The sequence below is a fragment of the Micromonospora rifamycinica genome (genome assembly GCF_900090265.1).
GTDB classification, from domain to species: Bacteria; Actinomycetota; Actinomycetes; order Mycobacteriales; family Micromonosporaceae; genus Micromonospora; species Micromonospora rifamycinica.
Genome location: NZ_LT607752.1, coordinates 3538781 through 3554424 on the forward strand (window position 1 = coordinate 3538781; position 15644 = coordinate 3554424).

Annotated in this window: 15 protein-coding genes; 4 read left to right on the forward strand and 11 right to left on the reverse strand. The window is 72.6% G+C overall.

What is annotated here, in order from left to right; all coding sequences use genetic code 11:
- Nucleotides 1-81 precede the first annotated feature (81 nt).
- Both GA0070623_RS14420 and GA0070623_RS14425 read left to right on the forward strand, forming a co-directional pair.
- Nucleotides 82-1146 (forward strand): LacI family DNA-binding transcriptional regulator, encoded by a 1065-nt coding sequence (locus GA0070623_RS14420; RefSeq protein ID WP_067309534.1) that lies wholly within the window; start codon nucleotides 82-84, stop codon nucleotides 1144-1146.
- A gap of 245 nt (nucleotides 1147-1391) precedes the next feature.
- Nucleotides 1392-3029 (forward strand): glycoside hydrolase family 13 protein, encoded by a 1638-nt coding sequence (locus GA0070623_RS14425; protein ID WP_067309531.1) that lies wholly within the window; start codon nucleotides 1392-1394, stop codon nucleotides 3027-3029.
- Between the two features lie 242 nt (nucleotides 3030-3271).
- On the opposite strand, the gene GA0070623_RS14430 is transcribed toward GA0070623_RS14425, so the two are convergent.
- From GA0070623_RS14430 to GA0070623_RS14455, 6 genes are all read right to left on the reverse strand, one after another.
- Nucleotides 3272-3730 carry a hypothetical protein gene (locus GA0070623_RS14430; protein WP_067309528.1) on the reverse strand — a complete coding sequence of 153 codons (459 nt, stop codon included), beginning with the start codon at nucleotides 3728-3730 and terminating at the stop codon, nucleotides 3272-3274.
- Nucleotides 3731-3850: 120 nt separating this feature from the next.
- A complete protein-coding gene (locus tag GA0070623_RS14435; protein WP_067309525.1) occupies nucleotides 3851-4240 on the reverse strand; it encodes a GntR family transcriptional regulator in 390 nt (129 codons plus the stop codon).
- Nucleotides 4240-5151, reverse strand: a complete 912-nt coding sequence (locus GA0070623_RS14440) for a YhjD/YihY/BrkB family envelope integrity protein (protein ID WP_089004322.1) — start codon at nucleotides 5149-5151, stop codon at nucleotides 4240-4242. Before GA0070623_RS14440 ends, GA0070623_RS14435 begins: the two co-directional genes overlap by 1 nt.
- A gap of 89 nt (nucleotides 5152-5240) precedes the next feature.
- A complete protein-coding gene (locus GA0070623_RS14445) occupies nucleotides 5241-5840 on the reverse strand; it encodes a 2'-5' RNA ligase family protein (RefSeq protein ID WP_067309522.1) in 600 nt (199 codons plus the stop codon).
- Nucleotides 5841-5842: 2 nt separating this feature from the next.
- Nucleotides 5843-6868, reverse strand: coding sequence for a tryptophan--tRNA ligase (trpS, locus tag GA0070623_RS14450; RefSeq protein ID WP_067309519.1), 1026 nt, complete (start codon nucleotides 6866-6868; stop codon nucleotides 5843-5845).
- 33 nt (nucleotides 6869-6901) lie between these two features.
- Complete coding sequence (locus tag GA0070623_RS14455; RefSeq protein WP_084261356.1) at nucleotides 6902-7978, reverse strand: hemolysin family protein; 1077 nt, start codon at nucleotides 7976-7978, stop codon at nucleotides 6902-6904.
- A gap of 227 nt (nucleotides 7979-8205) precedes the next feature.
- Between GA0070623_RS14455 and galE the strand changes: the two genes are divergently transcribed.
- Nucleotides 8206-9135, forward strand: a complete 930-nt coding sequence (gene galE, locus GA0070623_RS14460; RefSeq protein WP_231932833.1) for a UDP-glucose 4-epimerase GalE — start codon at nucleotides 8206-8208, stop codon at nucleotides 9133-9135.
- Nucleotides 9132-10328 (forward strand): galactokinase, encoded by a 1197-nt coding sequence (gene galK / locus GA0070623_RS14465; RefSeq protein ID WP_067309513.1) that lies wholly within the window; start codon nucleotides 9132-9134, stop codon nucleotides 10326-10328. Before galE ends, galK begins: the two co-directional genes overlap by 4 nt.
- 520 nt (nucleotides 10329-10848) lie before the next feature.
- Here galK and cysN read toward each other — a convergent pair.
- The 5 genes from cysN to GA0070623_RS14490 form a co-directional block, all read right to left on the reverse strand.
- Nucleotides 10849-12144, reverse strand: a complete 1296-nt coding sequence (gene cysN / locus GA0070623_RS14470; RefSeq protein ID WP_089004052.1) for a sulfate adenylyltransferase subunit CysN — start codon at nucleotides 12142-12144, stop codon at nucleotides 10849-10851.
- A complete protein-coding gene (gene cysD, locus GA0070623_RS14475; RefSeq protein ID WP_089004053.1) occupies nucleotides 12144-13058 on the reverse strand; it encodes a sulfate adenylyltransferase subunit CysD in 915 nt (304 codons plus the stop codon). The genes cysN and cysD overlap by 1 nt, the downstream gene beginning before the upstream one ends.
- A 77-nt stretch (nucleotides 13059-13135) precedes the next feature.
- Nucleotides 13136-13939 (reverse strand): 3'(2'),5'-bisphosphate nucleotidase CysQ, encoded by an 804-nt coding sequence (locus GA0070623_RS14480; RefSeq protein WP_067307177.1) that lies wholly within the window; start codon nucleotides 13937-13939, stop codon nucleotides 13136-13138.
- A gap of 119 nt (nucleotides 13940-14058) precedes the next feature.
- Nucleotides 14059-14649 carry an aminoacyl-tRNA hydrolase gene (gene pth, locus GA0070623_RS14485; protein ID WP_067307174.1) on the reverse strand — a complete coding sequence of 197 codons (591 nt, stop codon included), beginning with the start codon at nucleotides 14647-14649 and terminating at the stop codon, nucleotides 14059-14061.
- Between the two features lie 88 nt (nucleotides 14650-14737).
- A complete protein-coding gene (locus GA0070623_RS14490) occupies nucleotides 14738-15424 on the reverse strand; it encodes a 50S ribosomal protein L25/general stress protein Ctc (RefSeq protein WP_067307171.1) in 687 nt (228 codons plus the stop codon).
- Between the last annotated feature and the right edge of the window lie 220 nt (nucleotides 15425-15644).

Sequence of the window (15644 nt, forward strand, 5' to 3'; positions counted from 1 at the left end):
GGACGTTAGCAAGAGGTTGCAGCCAATGGAAGGGCTTGCAGAAGCGCCCGCAAGAACTTGCCCGTGGGCTAAAGTTCGGCCATGCGCGCTCGACTGTCCGACATCGCCCAACAGGCCGAAGTCAGCGAGGCCACGGTGTCGCGGGTGCTCAACGACCGCCCCGGCGTGGCCCCGGAGACCCGCCAGGCCGTCCTCACCGCCCTCGACGTGCTCGGGTACGAGCGTCCGGCCCGGCTGCGCAAGCGCAGCGCCGGACTGGTCGGGCTGGTGGTTCCCGAGCTGGAGAATCCGATCTTCCCGGCGTTCGCCCAGGTGATCGAGTCCACCCTGGCGCAGAGCGGGTTCACCCCGGTGCTGTGCACCCAGACCCCGGGCGGGGTCACCGAGGACGAGTACGTGGAGATGCTGCTCGACCGGCAGGTCTCCGGCATCGTCTTCGTCTCCGGCCTGCACGCCGACACGGCGGCCAACCACGACCGGTACCGCGCGCTGATCGCCCGGCCGCTGCCGGTCGTCATGATCAACGGGTACGCCCCCGGCATCGCCGCGCCCTTCGTCTCCTGCGACGACCGGGAGGCCACCGAGCTGGCCGTGGCGCACCTGGTCGCGCTCGGGCACCGGCAGATCGGCCTGGTCACCGGGCCGGACCGGTTCGTGCCGGTGCAGCGCCGGGTGGCCGGCTTCCGGGCCGCGATGACCCGCCTCGGCGCGACCGGGACCGAGCTGGACGCGCTCGCCGAGCTGTCCCTGTTCGGTGTCGAGGGCGGCGAGGCCGCCGCCGGCCGGTTGATCGAGCGTGGGGTGACCGGGATCGTCTGCGGCTCCGACCTGATGGCGCTGGGCGCGGTCCGGGCCGCCCGGCAACGCGGCAGGTCCGTCCCCGGTGACCTGTCGGTGGTCGGCTACGACGACTCGCCGCTGATGGCCTTCACCGATCCGCCGCTGACCACGATGCGGCAGCCGGTGGCCGCGATGGCGGTGGCCGCGGTCCGGGCGCTGGTGGACGAGATCAACGGGCACGCCGCCCCGCACTCGGAGTACCTGTTCCGCCCGGAGCTGGTGGTGCGCGGGTCTACCGCGGTGGTACGCCAGGCCGACGCCGGCCGGCAGCGCCCGGCCCCGCCCGCCCTCGCCGTCCCGGCCTGACCACCGTCCCGGCCTGACCGCCGTCCCGACCTGACCGCCGTCCCGGCGGGGCGCGGCCGGCTTCCCGGTTGATGGGACGGCCCGGAAGCACGCCCGACCCTGGCCGCAGGTGACGGACGTCATTTCTTGCGCAAGAGATGCTTGACGCTTGCAGCATCCGGCCGGCATTCTCTCAGCACCCGCGTCCGGCACCCGGCACCGTGCGGGTCAGCCACCGCGCCGCCGCAGAACGGGGATCCCCACCGATGACCGCCGCCGCCCCCTCCACGCCACCGACCTCCGACCACGACTGGTGGCGTGCCGCGGTCGTCTACCAGGTGTACGTCCGCAGCTTCGCCGACTCCGACGGCGACGGCGTCGGCGACCTCGGGGGCATCCGGCAGCGGCTGCCCTACCTGCGTGACCTCGGCGTGGACGCGCTCTGGCTGACCCCGTTCTACACCTCGCCGCAGATCGACGGCGGCTACGACGTGGCCGACTACCGCGACGTCGACCCACTCTTCGGCGACCTCGCCGACTTCGACGCCATGATCGCCGACGCGCACGCGCTCGGCCTGCGCATCATCGTGGACCTGGTGCCCAACCACACCTCCAGCGCGCACCCCTGGTTCACCGCCGCCCTCGCCGCCGGCCCCGGCTCCCCGGAACGGCAGCGTTACCTCTTCGCCGACGGCCGGGGCGTCGACGGTGAGCTGCCCCCCAACGACTGGGAGAGCATCTTCGGCGGCCCCGCCTGGACCCGGCTGCCGGACGGCCAGTGGTACCTGCACCTGTTCGACCCGGCCCAGCCGGACCTGAACTGGCGGCACCCGCAGGTGCGCGCCGAGTTCGAAGACGTGCTCCGGTTCTGGCTCGACCGGGGCGTCGACGGGTTCCGGATCGACGTCGCGCACGGCATGATCAAGGCCGAGGGGCTGCCGGACGTCGGCTTCAGCTCGATGACCACCGGCCGGCGTCAGTCGGAGCTGCTCGGCAAGGGCCGGCTGCCCTACTTCGACCAGGACGAGGTGCACGACATCTACCGCGCCTGGCGGCCGATCCTGGACAGCTACCCCGGCGGTCGGATGGCGGTCGCCGAGGCGTGGGCCGAGACCCCGCAACGGCTGGCCCGCTACATCGGCCCCGACGAACTGCACCAGGCGTTCAGCTTCGACTTCCTCGACGCCACCTGGTCGGCCGACTCGTTCCGCAAGGTGATCGACACCGCGCTGGCCGAGTCGACCATCGTCGGCGCACCGACCACCTGGGTGCTGTCCAACCACGACCGGCAGCGGCACGTCACCCGGTACGGCGACGGCGAGGTGGGCCTGCGCCGGGCCCGGGCCGCCGCCCTGCTGATGCTGGCCCTGCCCGGCTCCACCTACCTCTACCAGGGCGAGGAGCTGGGTCTGCCGGAGGTGCTGGACCTGCCCGACGCGCTCCGGCAGGACCCGGCGTTCCTGCGGACCGGGGAGAGCCGCGACGGCTGCCGGGTGCCGATTCCGTGGAGTGGCGAGCTGGCCCCGTACGGCTTCGGTCCGGAGGGCAGCGCGCTGAGCTGGCTGCCGGCCCCGGCGACCTGGCGTGCCCTCTCGGTGGCCGCCCAGACCGGGACGCCCGGCTCGACGCTGGAGCTGTACCGGGCCGCGCTGCGGATCCGGCACGAGCACCCCGCGCTGGCGACCGCCGCCGGTCCGGTGACCTGGCAGGAGGCCGGTCCCGGCCTGCTCGCGTTCAGCCGCAGCGCCGACGACACCGTGCTGACCTGCGTGGTCAACCTCAGCGGCGCCCCGGCCCGGATCGACGGGTACGGCCACCCGGTGGTGGCCAGCGCAGACCTCACCGCACGGGACGCCGGACACGTCCTGCCGGTGGACGCCGCCGCGTGGTTCGAACGGCGCTGAGCCGGGTAACCCGCCTTTGACACGGTCGTCCGTTGTGCCCCGCGCCGACGGGCGACCGGCTGCCGACCCCTTGTGGTGGGGGGTGAGGGTGGCACCGGTGGCCCGGGAAGTGGCTTCCCCGGGCCACCGGTGCGCCACCGGATACCGGTCCCGCCACGGGCAGCCCACCGGATTCCCCCTCGCGCCACCGGATGCCGGTCGCGCCACGGGTGCTCCGCCGGGCCGGCGAGCCGGTGGCGCCGTCACCGTGCGCGCAGCAGCCCGGCGATCCGCCCGAAGCCCGCCCGGACCTGCTCCTCGGTCGGGACCGGCAGCGGCTCCGGCGACGTCGCCCCGACGGTGGCCGTCGCCCACGACTCCCCCGGCCCGTCGTCCTGCTCGTCCAGGACCTGCTCGAAGTCCCCGTAGAGGTCGGCCGCCTCGATCCCCGCCGCCTCGTCGTCGGCGGCGAGCTGCGCGGCGGCGACCTCGCCCCGGATCTCCTCGGCGGACAGCGCCGGCACCAGCGGCTCGACCACCGCCATCAACTGTTCGTCGGCCACCACCGCCTCGGCCAGCGCCAGCGCGTGCGGACGCTCGTACGGCCCGCAGACCACCGGCTCCCACTCCGCCGGGTCGGCGAGCGGGCCGACCGTGATGATCCAGGGCAGGCCGAGCAGCGGGGAGTCGTCCGGCAGGTCCAGCGTCACGAGTGCGCCCACCGGTTCATCATCGGCAGCGTGACCGGAGCCCGCGGCGGCATCCGCCCCCGTTCATCTTTTCCGGCGACCGTCAGCCACCCGACGCCGTCAGCCACCCGGCGACCGGTCACCCGACGACCGTCAGCCCTGCGGCGGCCCGGAACCGGTCGGCGGCGGGACGCCCAGCGCGGACCGGACCAGGGCCAGCGCCCGGTCGGCGGGCACGCCCAGCCGGGCCGCCTCCTCGGCGTACCGGGTCGCCGCCCGGTGCAACCGGTCCGCCGCGTCGTCCCGCCCCGGGGCGACGAAGCTGCCGTGCCGCCCCCGGGTCTGCACCAGCCCGGCCGACTCCAACTCCCGGTAGGCGCGGGCCACCGTGTTCACCGCCAGCCCCAGCTCGGCGGCGAACTGCCGGACCGGGGCGAGCCGGGTGCCCACCGCCAGCCGCCCGTCCCCGATCATCGCGGCGAGCTGCGAACGCACCTGCTCGTACGGGGGCACCGTCGACTCCGGGTCGATCTCGATCGACATCAGCCCGCTCCTCCCGGCGTACCCGGATCGGTCTCGGTGTCGACGTCGGCCTCGACGTTGACCTGCCGCATCACCGCCCCCTCGGAGAGGTCCACCACCCGGCCGTGCCGGCTGGTGGCGGCGAGCGCGGCACCGAAGAGCACCAGCTGGTTGAGCAGGTACAGGTAGAGCAGCACCGCCACCGCGCCGGCCACCACCGCGTACGCCGGGTTCCGCTCGGTCCGCACGATGTAGAACCGCCCCACCGTGTTGAGCAGCGTGATCCCGACCGCCACCAGCAGCACCACCGGCCGCAGCCGCCGCCGGCTCATCCGCAGCCGGGGCACCGCCACCAGCAGCGCCGTCGCCAGCACCGCGTTGACCAGCACGCTGAGCACGGCGCTGACGGTGGTCAGCCCCACCGAGCCGGTGGCCCGCAGCAGGAACCGCAGCACCGACTCCAGCGCGTCCACGGCCGCCACCGAGACACCGAGCATCACGAAGACCAGCAGCAGCACACCCAGGTCCACCAGCCGGCGGACCACCAGGTTGCCCGGCTGCTGGTTGAAGCCGTACATCAACCGCTGCGACGACCGGATCGCCTCCACCCAGCCGATCCCGGTGAAGACCAGGATGACCAGGCCCACCACCCCGACGGCGTTGCTGCTCTCGGCGATCTGCCGGGGGTCGAGGAAGGGCAGGTTGTCCCGCAGGAACTCGGCCGCCGCGTCGGAGACCTCGTCGTTGTCCTCGAGGATCGCCCCGAAGACCGAGTAGGCGACCAGGGCGAGGGCGAAGACCGCGAAGAAGCCGTAGTACGCGATGGCGGCGGCCAGCCGGCCGCCCAGCACCTCGCCGTAGAGGTCCACCGCCCGCCAGACGTGGTCGAGCCGGGGCCACCGGTGCCGGGCCACGGTGAACCGGCGGTCCATGCCGGCGGTCCACCGGTCCCACGCGTCCACCACGTCATCCTCGCCGATCTGTCGTCACCGGTGCCGACCAACCGGACCCCGGTGGACGGTCAGCCGCCGAGCCGGAAGTCCCGGCGCGGCTGCCACCGGGTCTGCCCGCTGTGCGAGAAGAGGGTGAACCCCTCCACCTCGAACATCGCCGAGAAGTCGGCGAGATCCTCGTACGCCCGGTCCAGCGCCTCGGGGGCGACGTCCTGGGCGACGGTGACGTGCGGATGGTAGGGGAAGCGCAGCTCCCGGCGCAGGGCGGGCGCGGCGTTGATGGCCGCGGCGAGCAGCTCGCACTCGCTGATCCCGGCCGCCACCGCGACGAAGACCACCTGGGTCACCGGCCGGAACGTACCGGTGCCCCGCAGGTGCAGGGTGAACGGCAGGTGGGCGGCGGCGACCTCGGCCAGGTGCGTCTCGACCGCGTCCAGCGCCTCCAGCGGGATCTCGGTCGGGCCGAGCAGGGTCACGTGCGCCGGGACGACCTGCGGATCACCTGTCTGCACCCGGCGTCGGGTGAGCAGCTCACCCCAGGGCTGCGGGATGTCCACCGCGATCCCGATCTGGATGGTCTCGCCGGTCACCGGAACCCCGTCCCTGCGGTCCACGCTCCGCGCCACCCCTCCGCCCGTCGTACCGACCCGTACCGCCGCCCCGCCCACCGCTACTCGAAGTGGACCGGCGCGAGGAACCCGACCCGCTCGTACGCTGTCCGCAGGGTCGGCGCGGTGACCGCGCGGGCCTTCTCCGCACCCGCGGCGAGCAGCTTGTCGAGCTGGGCCGGGTCGTCGAGGTAGGCCCGGGTGCGCTCCTGGATCGGGGTGACGAACTCGCGGACCACCTCACCGAGGTCCTTCTTGAGATCGCCGTAGCCCCGGCCCGCGTACGCGGCCACCAGGTCGTCGATGCTCCGGCCGGAGAGCGCGGAGTGGATGGTGAGCAGGTTGGACACCCCGGGCTTGGTGGCCGTGTCGAAGACGATCTCCCGACCGGTGTCGGTGACGGCCGAGCGGATCTTCTTGGCCGAGCGGGCCGGGTCCTCCAGCAGGTCGATGATCCCGGCCGGCGAGGACGACGACTTCGACATCTTCGCCGTCGGCTCCTGCAGGTCGGTGATCTTGGCGGTGTCCTTGACGATGTGCGGGGCGGGCACCGTGAAGGTCGGCCCGAACAGCGAGTTGAACCGCTGGGCCAGATCGCGGGACAGCTCCAGGTGCTGCCGCTGGTCCTCGCCGACCGGCACCGCGTCGGCCTGGTAGAGCAGGATGTCGGCGGCCTGGAGGATCGGGTAGGTGAACAGCCCGACGCTGGACCGGTCGCTGCCCTGCTTCTGCGACTTGTCCTTGAACTGGGTCATCCGGCTCGCCTCGCCGAAGCCGGTGATGCACCCCAGCACCCAGGCCAGTTGCGCGTGCTCGGGCACCTGCGACTGGACGAACAGCGCGCTGCGGTCCGGGTCGATGCCGACCGCGAAGAGCTGCGCGGCGGCCACCCGGGTGCGCTGCCGGAGCACCGCCGGGTCGTGCCCGGCGGTGATCGCGTGCAGGTCGACCACGCAGTAGAACGCCTCGTGGGTGTCCTGCAACGCCACCCAGTGCCGTACCGCGCCCAGGTAGTTGCCGAGATGGAACGAGTCGGCCGTCGGCTGGATACCGGAGAAGACGCGGGGACGGGAGGGAACGTCGGACATGACGGCAATTCTGTCAGCAACGCCCCGGGTACGTCATGACGGGCCGGCGGGTCGACTCGCCGCCGGCCCCGCCGGGGCGGTGACCTCGCCTCCCGCCGGGGCGGTGACCCCGCGTCCCGGCGGCTCGGCGGGAGCGGTCACCCCGCGGCGCGGCTCCGGCAGGCGGGCGGCGGAGACCGCGACCCGGGAGACCCGACGGCCGTCGAGGGCGAGCACCCGCAGCAGCCACCCGTCGGCCGGTTCCGTCGGCGGTGGATCGTCCGACGAGCCGACCGGAACCTCGTCCCCGGCGACCGGCAGCCGGCCGAGGGCCGCCATCAGGTATCCGCCGACCGTCTCGTACGGGCCGACGGGCAGCGGCACCCCGGTCCGCTCGGCGAAGTCGGCCAGGTTGAGCCGACCGTCCACCACGGCCGGCAGGCCGGCGGACGCCGGTTCGGGCGGGCCGGCGTGCTCGTCGTAGATCTCCCCGACCAGCTCCTCGATCAGGTCCTCGCAGGTGACGATGCCGGCCGTGCCGCCGTACTCGTCGACCACCACGGCGAGGTGGTGGCCCTCGCGGCGCATCTCGGTGAGCGCGGCGAGCACCCGCTTGCTGCCGGGCAGCCGCTTGACCTCCCGGCTCAGCCGGCCCACCGTGGTGGTCGGGTCCAGGTCGGGGCGGAGCAGCACGTCCCGCAGGTGGATGAAGCCGACCACGTCGTCGTGGGTGCCGTCGACCACCGGATATCGGGTGTGCGGCTCCATCCGGACCAGCCGTTCCGCCTCGGCGAGGGTCAGCCCGGCGGCGAGGAAGACCACCTCGGTGCGGGGCATCATCACCTCGCGGACCAGACTGGCCCCGGCGACCAGCACCTCGTCGATGATCCGCCGCTCGTCCGGATCGATGACGGTGTTGGCGGCGACCAGGTCGCGCAGCTCGTGTTCGCTGATCCGTTCCCGCCCGGCGGCGGGGCTCGCGCCGAGCAGACCGGTGACCAGCCGGGTGGCCCCGTCGGCGGCCCGCACGACCAACCGGGCGACACCGCGGGCCACCGGCCCGGGTGCGCGCCGGCTCCGTGCCGGCGTACGTCTCCTGGGGCCGGCCCCGGGACCACCCGCCTCCCGCATGGAAGTGATGGTAGGACCGCCGGTCACCGGGCGTGGGCAATGTGCGGATCTGTTCAATCATGAAGGTTCATGATGGAATGGTGGCCATCCACGACGCACAGCGCGGCGACAGCACCCGGCCGTAGGGTGATCACGAACGGCCGCAGCGGGCGCGGCCAGGCAGGAGGACCGACGTGAAACTGCTCGTCACCGGCGGTGCCGGGTTCATCGGCAGCGTGGTGACCCGGATGCTGCTCGACGCCGGCCACCGGGTGACCGTCCTGGACGACCTGCGCACCGGCCACCGGGCCGCGTTGGCCCCCGACGCCACCCACGTCGACCTGCCGGTGCACGAAGCCGCCCAGGTGCTCACCCCGGACGCCGGCTACGACGGGGTGCTGCACTTCGCCGCGCTGATCGCCGCCGGTGAGTCGATGGTCCGCCCCGAGGCGTACTGGCACGCCAACACGGTCAGCTCGATCGCGCTGGTCGACGCCGTCCGGGCCGCCCGGGTGCCGCGCCTGGTCTTCTCCTCCACCGCCGCCGTCTACGGCAACCCGGTCGAGCTGCCCATCCCGGAGACCGCCGTCAAGGCCCCCACCAACACGTACGGCGCCACCAAACTCGCCGTCGACCTGGTGCTCACCTCCGAGGCGACCGCACACGACCTGGCCGCCGTCTCACTGCGCTACTTCAACGTCGCCGGGGCGTACCTGCGCGACGGGCTCGCCATCGGCGAACGGCACGACCCGGAGACCCACCTCATCCCCATCGCCCTCGACGTCGCCGCCGGCCGCCGGGAGAAACTCCAGCTCTTCGGCGACGACTACCCCACCGTCGACGGCACCTGCGTCCGCGACTACATCCACGTCGAGGACCTCGCCCGCGCCCACCTGCTGGCCCTCACCGCCGCCGTGCCCGGCCGGCACCGCATCTACAACCTCGGCAACGGCAGCGGCTTCACCAACCGCCAGGTCGTCGACGTGGTCCGCGAGGTCACCGGCCACCCGGTGCCGGTCGAGACCGCCCCCCGCCGCGAGGGCGACCCGGCCGAACTCGTCGCCTCCGCCGACCTGGCCCGCCAGGAACTCGGCTGGGTGCCCGAGAAGCCGACCCTCACCGACATGGTGGGCGACGCCTGGGCGTTCTACCGCACGCACGTGCTGGGGCAGTCGTGACGCCCGCAGCGGACGGACCGGCCGCCGCCCCGGCCACGACCGACGTCGCCGACCGCGCCACCGCCGCCTTCCGCTCCGGGTACGACGAACAGCCGGCAGGCCGCTGGGCCGCACCCGGACGGGTCAACCTGATCGGCGAGCACACCGACTACAACGACGGATTCGTGCTCCCCTTCGCCCTCCCGCTGCGTACCGTGGTCGCCGCCAGCCCCCGGCCCGACGAACACTGGACGGTCCGGTCGGAGATCGCCGACCAGCCGGTCGACTTCGGCGCCGCCGAGGTCGACACCCCCGGCCGGGTCACCGGCTGGGGCGGCTACGTCGCCGGAGTGGTCTGGGCCCTGCGCGAGGCCGGATACGCCGTCCCCGGCGCCCGGCTGGCGATCGCCTCGGACGTGCCGCTCGGCTCCGGGCTCTCCTCGTCGGCGGCGCTGGAGGCCGCGGTGCTCACCGCCCTGGTCGACCTGGCCGGGCTCGACCTGCCCACCGGGCGCCGGCCCCGGCTGGCCCAGCGCGCCGAGAACGCCTACGTCGGCGCACCCACCGGGATCATGGACCAGTCCGCGGTGATCCGCTGCCGCGCCGGCCACGCCCTCTTCCTCGACTGCCGCGACGAGTCCGTCGAACACATCCCGTTCGACCTGGACGCCGCCGGCCTGGCCATCCTGGTGATCGACAGCCGCGCCCCGCACCGGCACGCCGACGGTGAGTACGCCTCCCGCCGGGCCGCCTGCGAACGCGCCGCCGCCCTGCTCGGGGTGCCCGCACTGCGCGACGTACCGGCCGCCGACCTCGACGACGCCCTCGGCCGGCTGCCCGACGACGAGACCCGACGCCGGGTCCGGCACGTGGTCACCGAGAACCAGCGGGTACTCGACACCGTCGCCCTGCTGCGCGCCGGCCGGGTGCCCGAGATCGGGCCGCTGCTGACCGCCTCGCACGCCTCCATGCGGGACGACTTCGAGATCACCGTCCCCGAGGTCGACACCGCCGTCGAGGCGGCGCTCGCGGCCGGCGCGCTCGGTGCCCGGATGACCGGCGGCGGCTTCGGCGGCTGCGTCCTGGCCCTGGTCGAGACGGACCACTCGGAGGCGGTGGCGGCGGCCGTCACGACCGCGTACGCCGAGCGCGGCTTCCCCACCCCCACCACCCTCACCGTCCTCCCCGCCCCCGGCACCACCCGCCTCCCCTGACTCCCCGGTTCCCCCACCACCCCCGCCCCGACAGCACCCAGCCCGCCTGCGCCCACCCCAACCAACCCGGCTGAGCACGAGCACGGCACGGGCACGACTGGGCACGGCACGGGCACGACTGGGCACGGGCACGGCTGGGCACGGGCACGGCTGGGCACGGGCACGGCTGGGCACGGTGATCAAGAGGTTTAGGTCAACCCCACGTTCACATCCCGACATAAACCTCTTGATCACCGAGCCGATCACGCCCTTCCGCGGTGGGGCGGGGTGGGGTGGGCCGGGGTGGAGGATCACCGGGTGGGGTTGGCGGGTGATCAAGAGGTTTAGGTCAATCTCGTCCGCAAGATTGACCTAAACCTCTTGATCACCGGGCCAAGACCGGGACCAGGCCGGGCCGGGACCAGGCCGGGCCGGGACCAGGCCGGGCCGGGACCAGGCCGGGCCGGGACCAGGCCGGGCCGGGACCAAGACCGGGGCCAGACCGGGACCAGGCCGGAGGAGTTGAGGGGTGGGTGGGGGTTCAGGCGGTGTCGACGATCATGCCGGCGGCTACCGTACGGTTGGTGGCCTCGTCGATGATGATGAAGCCGCCGGTGGTGCGGTTGCGGCGGTACTCGTCGGCGAGCAGCGGCACGGTGGTGCGCAGTCGGACCCGGCCGATCTCGTTGAGCCGCAGCTCACCGGCGGTCTCGTCGCGGTGCAGGGTGTTGATGTCCAGGCGGTAGTACAGACCGCGCACGATCGTCCGCGCCGTCCGGGTGGTGTGCTTGATGGTGTACCTGCCGCCGACCTGGAGGGGCCGGGTCTCGTCCATCCAGCAGACCATCGCCTCGATGTCCTGCGAGACGGTGGGGGCGTTGTTGGGTCGGCAGATCATGTCGCCGCGGGAGATGTCGATCTCGTCGGTGAGGCGGACGGTGACCGACATCGGGGGGAACGCCTCGTCGACGGGTCCGTCGGCGGTCTCGATGGCGCTGATCCGGCTGGTGAACCCGGAGGGCAGGACCATCACCTCGTCGCCGGGCTTGAGGACGCCGGAGGCGACCTGACCGGCGTAGCCGCGGTAGTCGGTGACCGTGGTCGACTGGGGGCGGATCACGTACTGCACGGGGAACCGGACGTCGACCAGGTTGCGGTCGGAGGCGATGTGTACCCGTTCGAGGTGGTGCAGCAGGGAGGGGCCTTCGTACCAGGGCATGTTCTCCGAGCGGGTGGCGATGTTGTCGCCCTGCAACGCCGACACCGGCACCACGGTCAGGTCCGGTACGTCGAGTTTCGCGGCGAACGCGGTGAACTCGTCGGCGATCTGCTCGAAGACCTCCTGGGAGAAGTCGACCAGGTCCATCTTGTTGACGCACAGCACCAGGTGCGGAACCCGCAGCAGCGAGCACAGGAACGCGTGTCGCCGGGACTGCTCCACCAGCCCCTTCCGCGCGTCCACCAGGATCAACGCCAGATCCGCCGTCGACGCCCCCGTCACCATGTTCCGGGTGTACTGGATGTGCCCCGGGGTGTCGGCGATGATGAACTTCCGCCTCGGGGTGGCGAAGTAGCGGTACGCCACGTCGATCGTGATGCCCTGCTCCCGCTCGGCCCGCAGACCGTCGGTGAGCAACGCCAGGTTGGTGTACTCGTCGCCCCGGGCCGCGCTGACCGCCTCCACCGCCGCCAACTGGTCGGTGAACAGGGACTTCGTGTCGTAGAGCAGCCGCCCGATCAGGGTCGACTTACCGTCGTCCACACTCCCGGCCGTGGCGAACCGCAACAGGTCCATCGGTCGGGCCTCGACCTCGGGCGACACCGTCTCGGTGCTCATCAGAAGTAGCCCTCCCGCTTGCGGTCCTCCATGGCGGCCTCGCTGACCCGGTCGTCGCCCCGGGTCGCGCCCCGCTCGGTGATCCGCGTCGCGGCCACCTCCTCGATCACCCTGTCCACCGTGTCGGCGTCCGAGCGGACCGCCGCCGTGCAGGAGGCGTCGCCGACCGTGCGGTACCGGACCCGGGCGGTGAAGGGTTCCTCGCCGACCCGGGGGGTGAAGAACTCGTTGACCGCGTAGAACATGCCGTCGCGTTCGACGACCTCCCGGTCGTGCGCGTAGTAGATCGACGGCAACGGCACCCGCTCCCGCGCGATGTAGTGCCAGATGTCCAACTCGGTCCAGTTCGACAACGGGAACACCCGGATCGACTCACCCGGATGATGCCGCCCGTTGTACAACGACCACAACTCCGGCCGCTGGTTCTTCGGATCCCACTGCCCGAACTCGTCCCGGAACGAGAACACCCGCTCCTTCGCCCGCGCCTTCTCCTCGTCCCGCCGCGCCCCACCGAACAACGCGTCGAACCGGTGCTTCTCCACCGCGTCCAACAACACCGGCGTCTGGATCCGGTTGCGCATCCCGTCGGCCGACTCACGGACCGTCCCGGCCGCGAGGGCGTCGGGCACGCTCGCCACGATCAGGTGCAGGCCCAGCTCGGTGACCCGCTGGTCGCGGTAGTCGAGGACCTCGGGGAAGTTGTGCCCGGTGTCGACGTGCATCACCGGGAACGGGATGTTCGCCGGAGCGAACGCCTTCTGCGCCAACCGGAGCATCACGATCGAGTCCTTGCCACCCGAGAAGAGCAGCACCGGCCGCTCCATCTCGGCGACCACCTCACGCATCACGAAGATGCTCTCCGCCTCCAGGGCGTCGAGGTGGGAGACCTGGTAGGAGTGCGTGGGGGCGCTCATGCCACGGGCTCGATCGGCACGGATCCGTTCATGGATTCCAGACCTTTCCGGCGGACAAATCAAAAACAGCGCTCAGGCTACCCGGAATGTCTCTGCAACGCTGCAAGCAACCGGCTGGCGAGATCCTTGCGGCAGACCAGCAGGTCCGGCAGGCGCGGATCCGCCTCGTTGTATCTCAGCGCAGAACCGTCGATTCGGGAAGCGTGCAGGCCGGTGGCCGTCGCCACAGCGATCGGCGCCGCCGAGTCCCACTCGTACTGGCCACCCGCGTGGATGTAGGCGTCCACGTCCCCGGTCACCACCGCCGCGATCTTCGCCCCCGCCGAACCCATCGGCACCAACTGCGCCCCCACGTCGTCGGCCAGCGCGGTGAGGAAGGCCGGCGGCCGGCTCCGACTCGCCGCCAACCGCAGCGTACGGGCCCCCGAGGTGGCCGCCTCCACCGTCATCGGCGGGTACGCCGGCGGGTAGTCCGTGGCCAGCACCCGGTGCTGCGCCGGCAGGCCCACCGCCCCCGCCACCAGCCCGTGCGGCGACGGCGCGTTGCGCGCCCAGAGCGCCACGTGCACCGCCCAGTCGGACCGCCCCGGCTCGGAGAACTCCCGGGTACCGTCCAACGGATCGATGATCCACACCCGGTCGGCGGTCAGCCGGGACACCCCGCCGACGGCGCCCACCAGCCGCGACCCCTCGTCCTCCTCGGAGAGGACGGCGTCACCGGGCCGCCACTTCGCCAGCTCGCTGCGGATCAGATCGTGCGAGACCTTGTCCCCGGCCGACTTCAACGCCCCGGCGTCCGCGAACCCCAGCTCGGCGCGAAGCTCCACCAGGGCCTGCCCGGCCCGGTCCGCCAGCCATCTGGCGAACGCGCCGTCGATCATCGGAGGACTGCCCACGAACTCGCTCCCGTCGCCGCACCACGGCCCGCGCGGGGGTCGGGCCACGTCAGAAGCCGCAGACTACCGGCACCCCCACCGCGCTCCGAGTACGCCCCCGCGCCTCAGGCCCCGTGATACGCGTTCTGGGTCGGCTCGACACCCTTGGTGACCACCGACTCCACCACGTCGGCGGCCCGGTCCACCAGGAACGCCAACTCCTTGCGCTCCGCCGCGCCGAAGTCCGACAGCACGAAGTCCGCCGGATCCTGCCGCCCCGGCGGCCGGCCGATGCCGAACCGCACCCGGGCATACTCCTTCGTCCCCAACGACTTCGACATCGAACGCAGACCGTTGTGCCCGCCCTCGCCACCGCCCAGCTTCACCCGCACCTGCCCGTACGGGATGTCCAGTTCGTCGTGGATGGCGATCACCCGGTCGGCCGGGATCTTGTGGAACTGCGCCAGCGCGGCCACCGGCCCCCCCGACAGGTTCATGTACGTCTGCGGCTTGAGCAGCACCACCTTCGGGCCGCCGAAACCGATCCGCCCCTCGGCGACGTCCGCCACCACCCGCTTGTACCGGCCGAACCGCGCGCCCAGCCGTACGGCGAGCAACTCGGCGACCATGAAGCCGACATTGTGCCGGTTCCCTGTGTACTCCCGACCCGGATTACCCAGGCCGACCACCAGCCACGGCCCCGTCTCGTCCGTCACGTCCCGTATCTCCCCTCACCGTCGGTGCCCCGATACGCCGACAGGCGCCCCCGCGACGGGAGCGCCTGCCGTGAAACGATGCGGCCGATCAGGCCTCGGTCTTCGCCTCGGCGTTCTCGGCGCCCTCGGCGGCCGGGGTCTCGGCGGCCTCCGCACCCTCGGCGGCCTCGGTGGCCTCCGTCTCCTCGGGGGTCTCGACCTCCGGGAGGGTGGCCTCGAGCTGCTCGGCGGTGGGGGCGGCGGTCACCGAGGCGACCGTCTGCTCCGCGTCGGCCGCCAACTCGACACCCGTGGGCAGCTCGACGTCGGCGGCGGTGACCTGGCTGCCGGCCTCCAGCCCCTCGATCGACGCCTCCAGGTGGTCCGGCACCTTGGTGGCGTCGGCGGTCACCGAGAGGGTGTCGTGGTCGTGCACGATCAGGGTGTCCCGCGCGGCCTCACCGGTCAGCTGGACCGGGACCTCGACGGTGACCTTCTCGCCCCGACGGACCAGCAGCAGGTCCACGTGCTCGAAGCTGTCCCGGATCGGGTCACGCTGGATCGCCTTCGGCAGCGCCAGCACCTGGGTGCCGTCGCTGACCTCGATCGCGAAGAGCTGGTTGGCGCCGCCCTTACGGATGGCGGCGGCGAACTCCCGCGCCGGCAGCGCGATGTGCTTGGGCTTCTCGCCGTGGCCGTACAGCACAGCGGGCACCTTGCCGGCTCGGCGGGTACGACGGGCACCACCCTTGCCGAACTCCGTACGGGGCTCGGCGCTGATCTTTACCTCGGACACGGGAAAACTCCTGATGCTAACGCTACGGCGGCTTGTCGTCTGGCGGTGCTGGGCGAGGGGCTCGCTTGGGGCTCATGCGTCATGAACGACTGCCCGGAGCACCGCGTCGATGACGGTGCCTCCGTGCGGCGCTCTCTCAGCGACCCGCCGGGCACCCTCGCCGTGGCAACCGCACCAGTCTACCCGAGGTCTTTCCGGGCTCTCCGGCAGTCCCCGTCTC

Bases quoted from the DNA above. Each gene is read 5' to 3' on its own strand.
- cysN (WP_089004052.1), bottom strand. From the start codon at position 12,144: ATGAGCACCGAGACGGTGTCGCCCGAGGTCGAGGCCCGACCGATGGAC.
- GA0070623_RS14435 (WP_067309525.1), bottom strand. From the start codon at position 4,240: ATGTCGATCGAGATCGACCCGGAGTCGACGGTGCCCCCGTACGAGCAG.
- cysD (WP_089004053.1), bottom strand. From the start codon at position 13,058: ATGAGCGCCCCCACGCACTCCTACCAGGTCTCCCACCTCGACGCCCTG.
- GA0070623_RS14480 (WP_067307177.1), bottom strand. From the start codon at position 13,939: ATGATCGACGGCGCGTTCGCCAGATGGCTGGCGGACCGGGCCGGGCAG.
- GA0070623_RS14425 (WP_067309531.1), top strand. From the start codon at position 1,392: ATGACCGCCGCCGCCCCCTCCACGCCACCGACCTCCGACCACGACTGG.
- GA0070623_RS14420 (WP_067309534.1), top strand. From the start codon at position 82: ATGCGCGCTCGACTGTCCGACATCGCCCAACAGGCCGAAGTCAGCGAG.
- trpS (WP_067309519.1), bottom strand. From the start codon at position 6,868: ATGTCCGACGTTCCCTCCCGTCCCCGCGTCTTCTCCGGTATCCAGCCG.
- GA0070623_RS14440 (WP_089004322.1), bottom strand. From the start codon at position 5,151: ATGGACCGCCGGTTCACCGTGGCCCGGCACCGGTGGCCCCGGCTCGAC.
- galE (WP_231932833.1), top strand. From the start codon at position 8,206: ATGCTGCTCGACGCCGGCCACCGGGTGACCGTCCTGGACGACCTGCGC.
- GA0070623_RS14455 (WP_084261356.1), bottom strand. From the start codon at position 7,978: ATGCGGGAGGCGGGTGGTCCCGGGGCCGGCCCCAGGAGACGTACGCCG.